This is a genomic window from Streptomyces sp. LS1784 (assembly GCF_020103755.1).
In the GTDB taxonomy this organism is placed as follows: Bacteria; Actinomycetota; Actinomycetes; order Streptomycetales; family Streptomycetaceae; genus Kitasatospora.
This window is the reverse complement of record NZ_JAHSQD010000247.1, coordinates 1-11,642: the sequence shown is the minus strand read 5'-3', so window position 1 is coordinate 11,642 and position 11,642 is coordinate 1. Positions and strand designations below refer to the sequence as shown.

The following is an 11,642-nucleotide window of genomic DNA, read 5'->3' as shown; positions in this document are numbered from 1 at the left end:
CGGGCCGCTGGTCGGGGACGGAGGCCAGACCGCCGACGGTGGGGACCCGCGCGGGCGGGACGCGGTCAGGCGGCTCCTGGTCACCGGGAAGCCGCGCGGGCGGCACCCGGTCGGACCGGCTCGGCGGGGCGTCGGCGTGCAGCAGGCGGTCGTAGGCCCCGGTGAGTTCCGGCCCGGGGTCGATGCCGAGTTCCTCGGCCAGGGCCCGGCGGGTGCGGTGGAACCAGTCCAGGGCCTCCGAGCGGCGCCCCGCCCGGCCGAGGGCGTGCATGAGTTCGGCGACCAGCGGTTCCCGCAGCGGGTTGGCGGTGGCCTCGGCGTGCAGCAGGTTCGCGGCCGTGCCGTGGTCGCCGAGCCGGCCGTGGGCGCGGGCCAGTTCCCCGGCGGCGGCCAGCCGCTGTTCTTCCAGGGTCCGGGCGGCGCACTGCAGTGGCAGGCCAGCGGTGGTGCCGGCGAGGGCGGGGCCGCGCCACAGGGCGAGTGCCTCGCGCAGGGCGGCGGCGGCCTCGCGGGCGTCGTCCAGGGAGCGGGCACGGGCCACCAGGTGTTCGAACCGGACGGTGTCCACCGCCAGGTCGGGCACCCGCAGCAGGTAGGCGCCGTTGTCGGTGACGAGTTCGATGCCGGCGGCGGGGGCGTCGTGGGCGGTGAGCAGGGCGCGCAGCCCGGAGACGTGGTTGTGGATGACGGTGCGTGAGTGCCGGGGCGGCGCCTCGTCCCAGAGGGTCTCGGTGAGCCGCTCGACGGTGACCGGTGCTCCGGGGTTCAGCAGCAGCATGGCCAGCAGGCTGCGGCGTTTGGCCGATCCGGCCGGAAGTTCCCGGCCGTCCGCGGCCACCACGGCCACCGAGCCCAGCAGTCGGAACTCCACGCACCCCCCTCAGGTGAATCTGACAAGCATATGACAGCAGGCGTTCTGTCGATCAAGGAACGTCGCCCGGCCCCGCCTCGTCCGAGGACTGCCGGGTGCCGGCGTCGCCGTCGATGTGGAGACTCCCGGCAGGCGACGAAAGGTTGCTTCCCGCGCCGGCGCTCTCGTGCCGCAGGGGCCGTGGACGTGGACGGTCAGGGAGGTCCCGGTGCGACCGCCGCGGCGCGGGGGCGGTGGCCGTAAGATCCCGACAGCATCAGGCCCCGCCCGACCCTGCCCACACGTATCCGCAGCTCACGCGCGGGCCGTGTGATCGCCGGGGCACCCGGTGGCCACCACAATGGTGCGGACAGTTCTTCGGAAGTACAGAGAAAGCGAAACCTCACCATGGATCTCGGCGTGCGCTGGAAGCTGCACGGTGACGGGCGCACGCCCGCACCGGGGGCGGTGGTCCGTCCCGACGAACGGCTCTCCTGGCCCCGCACGGTAGGGCTCGGCGCCCAGCACGTGGTGGCGATGTTCGGGGCGAGCTTCGTGGCGCCCGTGCTGATGGGGCTCGACCCGAACCTCGCGATCATGATGTCCGGCGTGGCGACCGTGATCTTCCTGCTGGCCACCAAGGGCCGGGTGCCCAGCTACCTGGGCTGCTCGCTGTCCTTCGTGGGCGTGGCCGCGGTGATCCGGGCGCAGGGCGGCACCAGCGCGACGGTGACCGGCGCGGTGTTCGTGGTGGGCGTGGTGCTGTTCCTGGTGGGTGTGGCGGTCCAGCGGTTCGGGGCGCGCATCATCCACGCCACGATGCCGCCGATCGTCACCGGCGCGGTGGTCATGCTGATCGGCTTCAACCTCGCCCCGGTGACCGCCTCGGTGTACTGGCCGCAGGATCAGTGGACGGCGCTGCTGGTGATGCTGTTCACCGGTCTGGCCGTGGTGTGCCTGCGCGGATTCTGGTCGCGGGTGGCGATCTTCCTGGGGCTGCTGTTCGGCTACGGGATCTCCTGGCTGTTCGACCAGGTCTTCGGGAAGATCCACTCGGTGGACGCGGGCGGGCACCTGACCGACCACTGGCGTCTGGACCTGTCGGGCGTCGGCAAGGCGGACTGGATCGGCCTGCCGACCTTCCACGGCCCGTCCTTCCAGTGGTCGGCGATCCTGGTCGCACTGCCCGTGGTGATCGCGCTGGTCGCGGAGAACGCCGGGCACGTCAAGGCGGTCGGTGAGATGACCGGCACGAACCTGGACGACAAGCTGGGCACCGCGATCTCGGCGGACGGCGTCGGCTCCATGCTCTCCACCGCGGTCGGCGGCCCGCCGAACACCACGTACTCGGAGAACATCGGCGTCATGGCCGCCACCCGGGTCTACTCGACGGCCGCCTACTGGTGCGCCGCCGGATTCGCGCTGCTGTTCGGCCTGTGCCCGAAGTTCGGCGCGATCGTGGCCGCGATCCCCGGCGGGGTGCTCGGCGGCATCACCGTGATCCTGTACGGCATGATCGGCCTGCTCGGTGCGCAGATCTGGACCAAGTCCCAGGTGGACCTGCGCAACCCGCTGAACCTGGTGCCGGCCGCGGCGGGCATCATCATCGGCATCGGCAACGTGACGCTGAAGTTCACCGACACGTTCAGCCTCAGCGGCATCGCGCTCGGCACGCTGGTCGTCATCACCGGCTACCACGCGCTGCGGGCGCTGGCCCCCGCGCACCTCAAGACCCAGGAGCCGCTGCTGGACGAGGGCACCTCCTCGTACGACGAGGGCTCCGAGGAACCGCGCAACCCGTAACGGACGGGGCCGGGTTCGGGTTCAGGTCGGGAGGACGGCCGGCGGAAGTGTCCGAAAAGGATCTTCCGCCGGCCGTTCCGTCTGGCCGTGCGGGCCGGTCGGTGGTCGAATCACTGCTCGCTCGTATCGGCCACTCATCCTCCCGGGAGAGGCATGTCCCTTCTGACCCACCGCCGCAAGGCCGCCGCCGCGGCCGTCGCCCTCGGCACGTTCGCGATCACCTGCGCCGGGGTGACGCCCAGCAGCGCGGCCGGCCAGGTCCTGTGGACCCCGAGCACCAGCACGGGCCCGTCCTCGTTCAAGGCGGTCCAGTGCGCGACCGGCAACTTCGGGGTGGTGAAGGACTCCGTGAAGGGCAGCGTGTGGCGGGCCTTCCAGGCGGCCGGGGAGGAGCGCTGCGAGACGCTCAGCCCGGACCTGAAGGAGGGCGACACGTTCTACCTGGGCTGGTCGTCCAAGGTGGACGTCAAGGACACCAACAGCCGGTACGTCTTCCAGCTGAAGTGCTCCCCGAGCACCGACACGGCCAACCACCCGATCGAGATCGACATCGTCAACGGGCGCGTCCGCCTCCAGGAGTGGGACACCGCCCACGTGGCGCACTCCCTGTGGACCGCGCAGACGGCCAACAACACATGGCACTCGTACGCGCTGAAGATCCGCCTGGGCCGGACGGACGGCACGATCGACTTCTGGTTCGACGGCGTGAAGCAGACGTTCACCACCGGCTCGGGCACCTTCAAGGGAACCACCTGGGACGGCGACCGGAACTACCTGAAGTGGGGCTCGTACCACCCGTCCACGGGGGACGCGACGAACACCTTCACCAGCCCGGTCATGGCCACGACCCTGGAGGCGGCCACCGCCGGCTCGTAAGGGACCAGGGACGAAACCGCAGGCCCGGACCGCGAACGGTCCGGGCCTGCGGTTTCAGGCCGTCATGCGGGCAGCGCCATACGGCTGAGCCGCACCCGACACGGCACCGATCACCCCGGCGTCGGGCGGAGGAGGTGGATAACTGTGTTCTGCCACGCCCTCAGATGAGTCGCCCGCCCTCATACCGTGGCCTGGAAACGTGCCCGGCGTGCCCGGGGCGCGGGGAGGCCGCGACAGCCGCCGCCCGCGGGTGGGGGTTGTCCCGGACGATGCCGTCACCGGACGGCCGAGCGGGTTGGCTCACCGACCCGCTCGGAGGATTGATGCACGTATCCCGTGCCTTGCGTTCGATCGTCGCCGTCGCCTCGATGGGAGCCGCGCTGGTGGCCGCCCCGGCGTGGTCCGCCACGCCCGCCACCACAGCCGTACCCAAGCCGGCCGGCCACACGCAGGCTCCTCGGTCCCCTGACTCCGGACCCGCGCTGCACCATGACACCTCGCCGCCGTTGCGTGACCTGTGGCAGGGGCACGGAGAGCGCCGGTCCACCCCCGGCGCCGTGTCCCCCGGAGAGGTGCGGGAGCCGTCCCCCACCGAGGCCGCCCGTCCGGATCAGGTGGTGCAGGACCGCGACGGCAGCCGGGGCCCGATCCGGTTGGACGTCAGTTTCGACGGCATCCGGGAAGCCGGGGGCGTCCCGCCCGACCCCAACGCCTCGGTGGGCTCCCGCCAGATCGTGGAGATCACCAACTACGACCTCGCGGTGTACTCCAAGACCGGTGCCACGGAGCTGGGGCCGCTGACGACCCAGACCCTGTTCAGAGGGTTCGGCGGACCGTGCGAGACCGCTCAGAACGTCGACATCGGGGATCCCGTGGTCCGCTGGGACTCCCTGGCCCACCGCTGGATCCTCAACCAGTTCGCCCTCGACCGGACAGGCGACACGAACCGGCTGTGCGTGGCCGTCTCCACCAGCGAGGACGCCACCGGCGCGTACTACCGGTACGAGTTCGGGTACCGGCACTTCATCGACCACCCGAAGGTCGCGGTGTGGCCGGACGCCTACTACGCGACCTTCACCGGCGCCGGGACGGTCTTCGAGGCGTGCGCCTGGGACCGGCACCGGATGCTGCGGGGAGCCGACGCCGACCAGCAGTGCTACGACGTCCCGGTACCCTCCTTCCCGCTCGGCTCCGACCTCGACGGCTCGACCCCTCCCCCGCAGGGCCGGCCCAACCTGCTGCTCGCCCTCGACCCGGCCGGCGACAGCCTGCAGTACTGGCGGTTCCACGTCGACTGGGCGGACCAGACCCGCACCGCCGTCACGGGCCCGGGAGAGCTGCCGGTGGCCCCCTACACCCCGGCCTGCCAAAGCACCGATCCCACCCAGTGCGTGCCCCAGGCCGGTACCACCCAGAAACTGGACTCGCTCTCCTACTCCGCCATGTACCGGCTCGCCTACCGCAACTTCGGCGACCACCAGTCCCTGGTCGTCAACCACGCGGTCGACGCACCCGGCGGCGTGGGGGTGCGCTGGTACGAACTGCGGCTGGACCACGACCGACCAGTCGTCCATCAGCAGAGCACCTACGCTCCGGGGTCCATGTACCGGTGGATGGGCTCCGCGGCCCAGGACAGGGAGGGCAACATCGCCCTGGGATACTCGACGTCGTCCTCCCAGGACCACCCCTCGATCAGCGTCACCGGACGCCTCGCGCGCGACCCGCGGAACGTGATGACGTTCCGGGAGACCACCGTGTGGACCGGCACAGGCTCCCAGACCGGGAGCAACCGCTGGGGTGACTACACCTCCATGGCGATCGACCCGGTGGACAACTGCACGTTCTGGTACACCAACCAGTACCAACCGGCCGACGGCACCGGAAACTGGAACACCCGTATCGCCTCCTTCCGGCTCTCCGACTGCTGCGACCCCCACCACAAGTGACACCCGCGGCGGACGGCACACAGCCGTCCGCCCCGGACCCCCGTCTACCTGAAGTAGGGCTCGCACCACCCCTCCACGGGGGACGCGACGAACACCTTCACCAGCCCGGTCATGGCGACGACGCTGGAGGCGGCCACCGCCGGCTCGTGACCGTCGACTCGTGAAAACCCCCCGGCCCGGACCGCGTGGATGCGGTCCGGGCCTGCGCTTCAGGCGCGTGCGGAAGTCGGTCGGGGCCTGCGACGGGTCAGCAGTACTTGAAGGAGCTGATCTTGTCGTTGATCCACGACGGGACCGAGGACCACCGCTCACGAGGGCCGATCTTGAACTCCAGGCCGGTGTACCAGTTGTTCTCGTAGAAGCAGATGCTGCTCCCCGTGTTGTTCACCACGGACGAGGCGACGTCCTGCATCCCATCCCACAGGGCTCCGTTGCGCTCCAGCTTGCCCATGTCACCGATGTTCTGGTCCGAGGCGATCGACCCGAACTTGTGGTCGGGGCCACCGGCGACGTAACCGTAGTCGGACCACAGGCAGACGTAGTTGGCGGGGCACGCTCCGGCGCCCTGCCCGAGGCCGAGGATCGTGTTGGCGCTGGCGGAGCCCGCCACGGTCACGACCAGCCCGACGGCGGCGGCCGCGCACAGGCCGAGCCTGGTCATCTTCTGGGAAAGCTTCATGACGATCCGTTCAGGTCGAAGAAGAGGGGAAGGGACGGTCAGCAGTACTTGAAGGAGCTGATCTTGTCGTTGATCCACGACGGGACGTAGGGCCAGTGCTCCCCGGGGCCGATCTTGAACTCCAGGCCGGTGTACCAGTTGTTCTCGTAGAAGCAGATGCTGCTCCTGGTGTTGTTCAGCACCGAGGAGGTGACGTCCTGCATGCCCTTGTCCCCGCCGGAGTCGTGCTGGAGCTTGCCCATGTCGCCGGTGTTCTGGTTCGCCGCGAAGGAGCCGAACTTGCTGTTGTTGACGAAGCTGCCCTCGATGAAGTTGGACTCCGACCACAGGCAGACGTAGCCGTCGGGGCACGACCCGGCCCCGTGGCCGAGGTAGAAGACATTGGTGGCGCTCGCGGAGGTCGCCCCGGTCACGATCAAACCGGCAGCGGCGGCGGCGCACAGGCCGAGCTTGGCCAGGTTCCTGGAGAACTTCATGACGATCCGTTCAGGTCAAAGAAGGGAAGGGGAAGGGAGGGGGGCAGGTCAGCAGAACTTGAAGGAGCTGATCTTGTCGTTGATCCACGACGGGACCGAGGCCCACTGCTCCCGGGGGCCGATCCTGAACTCCAAGCCGCCGTAGTTGGTGTTCTCGTAGAAGCAGATGCTGCTCCCGGTGTTGTTCACGACCGAGGAGGCCTCGTCCGCCATGCCCTTCCAGCGCCAGAGCTTGCTCTCGAACTTGAACTGCGCCAGGTCCGGGATGTTCTCGTTCGCGCCCACGGCCCCGTAGTCGACCCCACCCTTCGGGTTCCCCACGATGAAGTTGTTCTCGCTCCACAGGCAGACCCAGTTGGCGGGGCACTTGCCGGGGCCGGTCGAGATCGTGGTGAGGACGTCGGCGCTCGCACTCGTCGTCGTGGCGGCGAGCACCCCGGCCACTGTGGCAGCACCCAGCGCGAGCCTCGTCGCCATTCGCCGCAGGTTCATCATGATCTCCTCTGCTCTCCAACTGCCAGGGGGGCGCTCCGACGTTTCGCTTGCGGAGCACCACCACTGTGGCGGCGAGGGCACAGGGGAGGCATCAGCCATCTGACTGCATGTGGAACCCTGTGGCGGCGGCGAGGGCACAGGGGGGACATCAGCCATCTGACTGCATGTGGAACCGACGCCGGCGGCGCAGTCGGCTTCCCGGCGGCGGCGTCCTCGGCGTCGGTTCAGACGTCGCCGAACTCGCCGCTGCGGACGGCGGCGACGAAGGACTTCCAGGCCTCGGAGGGGAAGAGGAGGGACGGCCCGTCGGGATCCTTGGAGTCGCGGACCCTGCCCGGGTGCGCGTCGTCCACCTCGATGCAGTTGCCACCGTTGTTGCTGTGCGTGCTCTTGCGCCACGCGGCGCCGGCCAGGTCGGGCTTCAGAGCGCTCATGGCCCTTGCCTGCCCTCCCCCGTGTAGGCAAAACGCCCGGCTGGGGAACCCCAGCCGGGCGTCAGGCCGACTTCAGACGTCGCCGAACTCGCCGCTGCGGACAGCGGCAACGAACGACTTCCAAGCCTCGGCCGGGAACACCAGAGCCGGGCCCTGGGGGTCCTTGGAGTCACGGACGGGCATCAATGTACGAGAGCCCCGCGCAACCTCAAGGCAGTCGCCACCTTGCTGGCTGTACGTCGACTTCACCCACGAAGCGGTAGTCAAGTCGAAATCAGCCATGAGAGTCCTTCCGAGCGTGGAGTATCAATTCGAGAGTCGCTGACTCGGCCAGCGCCCCTACCTGGAGGCGATCGTATCTCCTGCGCCAGTCGCGGAGCCTGTCGTCATCTCGTTCGACGTGCCCGCGCCCCTCAGACTCAGAGTAGCCAAACAGGGAGCCATCGGGGAGTGTCAGCAGCCGCATGGGCAGGGCGAATGGCCTGTGTTCTCCCATGCTGAAGGGCGCCACCTGAAGTACTACACGTCCCTGTTCGCAGAGCTGTTCAAGTTGCTCAAGCTGTTCCCGCATGACCTCCGGACCACCGATGATCCGCCGGAGGCAGCTCTCGTCCAGTACGGCATGGATGAGCGGCGGGTCTCGTCGCGCTAGTGCCTCCTGTCGCGCAAGCAGAAAGGTCATCCTCTCTTCTGCCTGCTTGGGGGTGATGTCCCTTCGACGAACATCCGCCCTTGCAAGAGCCGCCGCGTAGGACTTCGTTTGAAGCAAGCCAGGGATGACGCCGAGTTCGAAGATCCGGATCTCACTGGCTCGCGTCTCATGGGCTGCGTACTCCGGGAAGCCCTCCAGCAATGCCGAGTGCTTGGCCTGGAGCCACATCAGCAGCAGGGTTCCGCCCGTCTCAAGCACTCGATCGGCATCACGTGCGAACTTCTCACTTGGCGGGGTCCGGCCAGGCGGGGCAAGTTCGGCGTAGGAGACGTAGGAGGGATCAACCCCCAAGCGCCTCGCCAGCCGGGCTTGCGTGAGGCCAGCAGCCCTGCGCGACCTGCGAAGTTGCACCCCGAAGGGCGCCCATGGACCTGATGTTGGATCAAGTTCTTTGAGGTTCAATGATCTTCACCTACTTGCCGAGCACTGACTTCAAGATTCAGATCGGGTTCCGATCGTAGAGGTAATCGCGCCACTATGGCTACACCCGGTGATTCGCCGGACGCACAGCGCAACCTGCGGAGACCCCATGCATCACCCGCGGAATCCCGATCCCCTCTTCCAACTCCACGAAGCCGTACTCGACTTCAGCGACCTGGAGGACGGTGAGCCGCGCAAGAGCGTCTTCGCGGAGGTCGCGTTCGGGAAGGCGGAGCTTCGGCCGCCCTACCGCCGAACCGTCGACGGGTGTCCTTTGCCGCCCGTCATCAATTCCTCGTACCTGGAGCAGAGTTGAGCAGGACCCGCATCATGAGCAAGCCCCCCGCCCGCCGTTCGGGCCAGCAGGTCTTCGCCCTGCGCGAGGACCCGGACGGATCGGGTGAACTCTCCGTCCTCCTGGTCGATCCCGTCTACCGGGACGGCCTGACTCTCCCCGGCGGCAGCGCCGAGCAGGACGAGCTCCCCCACCTCGCGGCCCGCCGGCACCTCGAAACGGAGACCGGCCTCGTCCTGCCCCTCCGCACCATCCTCTCCGTCGACTACGTGCCCGCCGCCGAGTTCCCCGAGGGCCTCGACTTCGTGTACGCGGGCGGGGTGCTCACGCCCCAACAGGCCGACACCGCCCGCCACTACCAGCCCCCGCAGGAGATCCGCGCTCTCCACTGGGTCCCCCGTCACAAGCTTCGCGATGTCATGGCCGACGACCAGTTCCGCCGCGTCGAGGACGCCTGGGACGCCTGGGAGCACGGAGATGGCCTCCCCCTCCTCGTCCGCGGCGTCCCGGTCCCGGTCGGCTGATCAAGGAGACGCCCCGAGGCCGGACCACCATGGGTGCGGTCCGGGCCTTCGCTTCGGCAGGAGCCGCGCGCACCTGATCGCCGGAGCCGCTGCATCAGGCAAGCCCAGCAGCGCGGCGCACCCCCTTCACACGCAATCCTCCCTTGAGGTACTTCGCCATGCTCAAAACCCACCGGCCCGGTACGTTCGTCGCGCGCCTCGACTCTCGCACCGAGTCCACGCCCCTGGCGCGCTACTTGCTCCGCGCCTACCTCTCCGGCCTCCCCACCGGCGAGGCCTACCGCGACACCGCCGAGTTGCTCCTCGGCGAGCTGTTCGCCAACGCCGTCCAGCACTGCGACGCCCCCGCCGACCGCCACATCGAGATCCGCTTCGCCCTCACCGGCGACCACCTCCGACTGGAAGTCCACGACACCGGCACCGGCCACCCCGCCCTCCACGCCCCGGCCCCCGACGACGAGCACGGCCGCGGCCTGTTCCTCGTCGACGAGTTGGCCGAACGCTGGGGCTGCACCTCCCGGCCCTGCGGCGCCGGCAAGTTCACCTGGGCCCTCATCTCCTCCTCCACCGCCTGAAAGCCACCCCACCCATGCACCTCGCCGCCCTGGCCCGCCACGCCCTCTCCCGCGGCCGCACCCCCGCCGCCACCTACGCCCTCCTCGCCCGCCGCACCCGCAAGCCCCTCCCCTCCGCCCGCGCGGTGTGCCTCGCCCTCACCATCCCCCTCGCCGAGACCACCCGCCGCCTCAACGACTGCTACGACGCCCTGCTCGCCAACCCTCGCCCGAACTCCGAGACCGACACCGGCGAACTCCTCGAAGCCCTCGGCGTCTTCGACATCCCCAAGTCCCTCACCGACACCGAACTCGCCGTCGTCGAACACTTCCTCGCCGCCGTCGACGCCATGGGCGGCATCCGCCCCGGCCACCACCACGGCCTCCAGCGCTGGTTCACCACCGGCAACCTCACCGCCGCCTACCTCTCCCTCGCCGCCACCCACCCCCTCCCCCGCACCGGGAACCCCACCACCTACTGGACCGCCCTCACCACCGCCGGCGAACTCCTCACCACCACCCCCACCCCCGACACCCGCATCACATACGCCCTCACCCACTGCCGCACCCAAGCCACCCACACCTGAACCCACGCGCAGGAAGTCGACCCCACCGACTTCCTGCGCAGCACGCCCACCCCGACCTGATCAGCCGAGCGCTTCCACCACCGCAGGCCCGCGCGCAGCGCCCGGATGACCACCACCCAGCACACTGCCGTGGTTTGACTTCGTGGGAGAACTCCGGGCCCATCAAGCGGTCGGCGAAGTGATGGGCCCGCCCCTGGCCTTCCTCTCCGGTCGGGTCTGCCCGCGGGGGCAGCGGCTCTGCCCCCGCGTACCTGGCCGGAGTGGACCCGTGACACGTATACAGGAGGCCAGGCCGTCCTCCGCCCTGAAAGGGTCTCTCATGCACGCACGGGAAGCCGCCAGAACGCCGGACGGCGCCCGCCCCGGCCGCCCGGCCGCCGACACCGCGCGTACGGCCCGCACCGCAGCCGTGCCGATGCGGCAGGGGGCGGGCCTTCCGTCCCCGCAGGAGGTGGCCGCCCTCCAGCGCACCGTCGGCAACGCCGCCGTGGCCCGGATGCTCGAAGAGGCCCGCCACCGGCACGGCCCGGGCTGCGGGCACCAGGAGTCGGACGGCGGGGCGCCCGTGCAGCGCTCCGCCGTGCACCAGGTCCTCGGGTCACCGGGCCGGCCGCTCGCCGCTGCGCTCCGCGAAGAGATGGAACACCGGCTCCAGGCGGACTTCTCCGATGTGCGGGTGCACACCGGCACGGCCGCGCAGCGCTCGGCGCAGGAGGTGGGCGCCCGCGCCTACACCTCGGGCAGTCATGTCGTCATCGGCGCCGAAGGAGCGGACAAGCACACCCTGGCCCATGAGTTGACCCATGTGATCCAGCAGCGGAACGGCCCGGTGGCCGGTACGGACCACGGGGACGGCCTGCGCGTCAGCGACCCGTCCGACCGTTTCGAGCGCGAGGCGGAGGCGACCGCGCACCGGGTGATGGCGGCGCCGGTGCAGCGGGCCGTCGCCGCCCCGGACGCCCCGGGCCCGACGGACCGCGCCCCGGCCGGG

At 69.8% G+C, this 11,642-nt stretch carries 15 protein-coding genes; 8 read left to right on the top strand and 7 right to left on the bottom strand.

Annotated features, from left to right (window positions below):
- A partial coding sequence (locus KS423_RS25365; protein WP_224282080.1) for an AfsR/SARP family transcriptional regulator occupies nucleotides 1–871 on the bottom strand: 871 nt, incomplete at its 3' end.
- Nucleotides 872–1,258: 387 nt separating this feature from the next.
- Here KS423_RS25365 and KS423_RS25360 point away from each other — a divergent pair.
- The 3 genes from KS423_RS25360 to KS423_RS25350 all read left to right on the top strand — a co-directional run bounded on the left by KS423_RS25360 (nucleotide 1,259) and on the right by KS423_RS25350 (nucleotide 5,475).
- Nucleotides 1,259–2,653, top strand: coding sequence for a uracil-xanthine permease family protein (locus tag KS423_RS25360; RefSeq protein ID WP_224282079.1), 1,395 nt, complete (start codon nucleotides 1,259–1,261; stop codon nucleotides 2,651–2,653).
- A 153-nt stretch (nucleotides 2,654–2,806) separates the two neighbouring features.
- Nucleotides 2,807–3,529 (top strand): heparin lyase I family protein, encoded by a 723-nt coding sequence (locus KS423_RS25355; RefSeq protein WP_224282078.1) that lies wholly within the window; start codon nucleotides 2,807–2,809, stop codon nucleotides 3,527–3,529.
- Nucleotides 3,530–3,852: 323 nt separating this feature from the next.
- Nucleotides 3,853–5,475, top strand: coding sequence for a hypothetical protein (locus KS423_RS25350; protein ID WP_224282077.1), 1,623 nt, complete (start codon nucleotides 3,853–3,855; stop codon nucleotides 5,473–5,475).
- 247 nt (nucleotides 5,476–5,722) lie between these two features.
- Here KS423_RS25350 and KS423_RS25345 read toward each other — a convergent pair whose 3' ends face one another.
- The 6 genes from KS423_RS25345 to KS423_RS25320 all read right to left on the bottom strand — a co-directional run bounded on the left by KS423_RS25345 (nucleotide 5,723) and on the right by KS423_RS25320 (nucleotide 8,673).
- The gene (locus KS423_RS25345) at nucleotides 5,723–6,154 is read right to left on the bottom strand and encodes a peptidase inhibitor family I36 protein (protein ID WP_224282076.1); all 432 of its coding nucleotides are present in this window, start codon (nucleotides 6,152–6,154) and stop codon (nucleotides 5,723–5,725) included.
- A gap of 38 nt (nucleotides 6,155–6,192) precedes the next feature.
- The gene (locus KS423_RS25340; RefSeq protein WP_224282075.1) at nucleotides 6,193–6,630 is read right to left on the bottom strand and encodes a peptidase inhibitor family I36 protein; all 438 of its coding nucleotides are present in this window, start codon (nucleotides 6,628–6,630) and stop codon (nucleotides 6,193–6,195) included.
- 48 nt (nucleotides 6,631–6,678) lie between these two features.
- Complete coding sequence (locus KS423_RS25335) at nucleotides 6,679–7,107, bottom strand: peptidase inhibitor family I36 protein (RefSeq protein ID WP_224282074.1); 429 nt, start codon at nucleotides 7,105–7,107, stop codon at nucleotides 6,679–6,681.
- A gap of 242 nt (nucleotides 7,108–7,349) precedes the next feature.
- Entirely contained in the window at nucleotides 7,350–7,559 is a 210-nt protein-coding gene (locus KS423_RS25330; RefSeq protein WP_224282073.1) for a DUF397 domain-containing protein, read from the bottom strand.
- A 72-nt stretch (nucleotides 7,560–7,631) separates the two neighbouring features.
- On the bottom strand, nucleotides 7,632–7,841 hold the full coding sequence (locus KS423_RS25325; RefSeq protein ID WP_224282072.1) for a DUF397 domain-containing protein: 210 nt from the start codon (nucleotides 7,839–7,841) through the stop codon (nucleotides 7,632–7,634).
- Entirely contained in the window at nucleotides 7,834–8,673 is an 840-nt protein-coding gene (locus KS423_RS25320) for a helix-turn-helix transcriptional regulator (RefSeq protein ID WP_224282071.1), read from the bottom strand. Before KS423_RS25320 ends, KS423_RS25325 begins: the two co-directional genes overlap by 8 nt.
- Nucleotides 8,674–8,800: 127 nt before the next feature.
- Between KS423_RS25320 and KS423_RS25315 the strand changes: the two genes are divergently transcribed.
- From KS423_RS25315 to KS423_RS25295, 5 genes are all read left to right on the top strand, one after another.
- Nucleotides 8,801–9,007, top strand: a complete 207-nt coding sequence (locus tag KS423_RS25315; RefSeq protein WP_224282070.1) for a hypothetical protein — start codon at nucleotides 8,801–8,803, stop codon at nucleotides 9,005–9,007.
- Nucleotides 9,008–9,021: 14 nt separating this feature from the next.
- On the top strand, nucleotides 9,022–9,510 hold the full coding sequence (locus KS423_RS25310) for an NUDIX domain-containing protein (RefSeq protein ID WP_224282069.1): 489 nt from the start codon (nucleotides 9,022–9,024) through the stop codon (nucleotides 9,508–9,510).
- Between the two features lie 158 nt (nucleotides 9,511–9,668).
- Nucleotides 9,669–10,085, top strand: coding sequence for an ATP-binding protein (locus KS423_RS25305; RefSeq protein ID WP_224282068.1), 417 nt, complete (start codon nucleotides 9,669–9,671; stop codon nucleotides 10,083–10,085).
- A 14-nt stretch (nucleotides 10,086–10,099) separates the two neighbouring features.
- Complete coding sequence (locus KS423_RS25300) at nucleotides 10,100–10,651, top strand: hypothetical protein (RefSeq protein ID WP_224282067.1); 552 nt, start codon at nucleotides 10,100–10,102, stop codon at nucleotides 10,649–10,651.
- A gap of 319 nt (nucleotides 10,652–10,970) precedes the next feature.
- Nucleotides 10,971–11,642 (top strand): DUF4157 domain-containing protein (locus KS423_RS25295; RefSeq protein ID WP_224282066.1); only part of this gene is annotated, 672 nt, incomplete at its 3' end.

Excerpts from the sequence above, each read along its gene's own strand:
- KS423_RS25325 (WP_224282072.1), bottom strand. The coding sequence starts at position 7,841 with ATGGCTGATTTCGACTTGACTACCGCTTCGTGGGTGAAGTCGACGTAC.
- KS423_RS25310 (WP_224282069.1), top strand. The coding sequence starts at position 9,022 with ATGAGCAAGCCCCCCGCCCGCCGTTCGGGCCAGCAGGTCTTCGCCCTG.
- KS423_RS25340 (WP_224282075.1), bottom strand. The coding sequence starts at position 6,630 with ATGAAGTTCTCCAGGAACCTGGCCAAGCTCGGCCTGTGCGCCGCCGCC.
- KS423_RS25360 (WP_224282079.1), top strand. The coding sequence starts at position 1,259 with ATGGATCTCGGCGTGCGCTGGAAGCTGCACGGTGACGGGCGCACGCCC.
- KS423_RS25330 (WP_224282073.1), bottom strand. The coding sequence starts at position 7,559 with ATGAGCGCTCTGAAGCCCGACCTGGCCGGCGCCGCGTGGCGCAAGAGC.
- KS423_RS25345 (WP_224282076.1), bottom strand. The coding sequence starts at position 6,154 with ATGAAGCTTTCCCAGAAGATGACCAGGCTCGGCCTGTGCGCGGCCGCC.
- KS423_RS25335 (WP_224282074.1), bottom strand. The coding sequence starts at position 7,107 with ATGGCGACGAGGCTCGCGCTGGGTGCTGCCACAGTGGCCGGGGTGCTC.
- KS423_RS25350 (WP_224282077.1), top strand. The coding sequence starts at position 3,853 with ATGCACGTATCCCGTGCCTTGCGTTCGATCGTCGCCGTCGCCTCGATG.
- KS423_RS25315 (WP_224282070.1), top strand. The coding sequence starts at position 8,801 with ATGCATCACCCGCGGAATCCCGATCCCCTCTTCCAACTCCACGAAGCC.
- KS423_RS25300 (WP_224282067.1), top strand. The coding sequence starts at position 10,100 with ATGCACCTCGCCGCCCTGGCCCGCCACGCCCTCTCCCGCGGCCGCACC.
- KS423_RS25355 (WP_224282078.1), top strand. The coding sequence starts at position 2,807 with ATGTCCCTTCTGACCCACCGCCGCAAGGCCGCCGCCGCGGCCGTCGCC.
- KS423_RS25305 (WP_224282068.1), top strand. The coding sequence starts at position 9,669 with ATGCTCAAAACCCACCGGCCCGGTACGTTCGTCGCGCGCCTCGACTCT.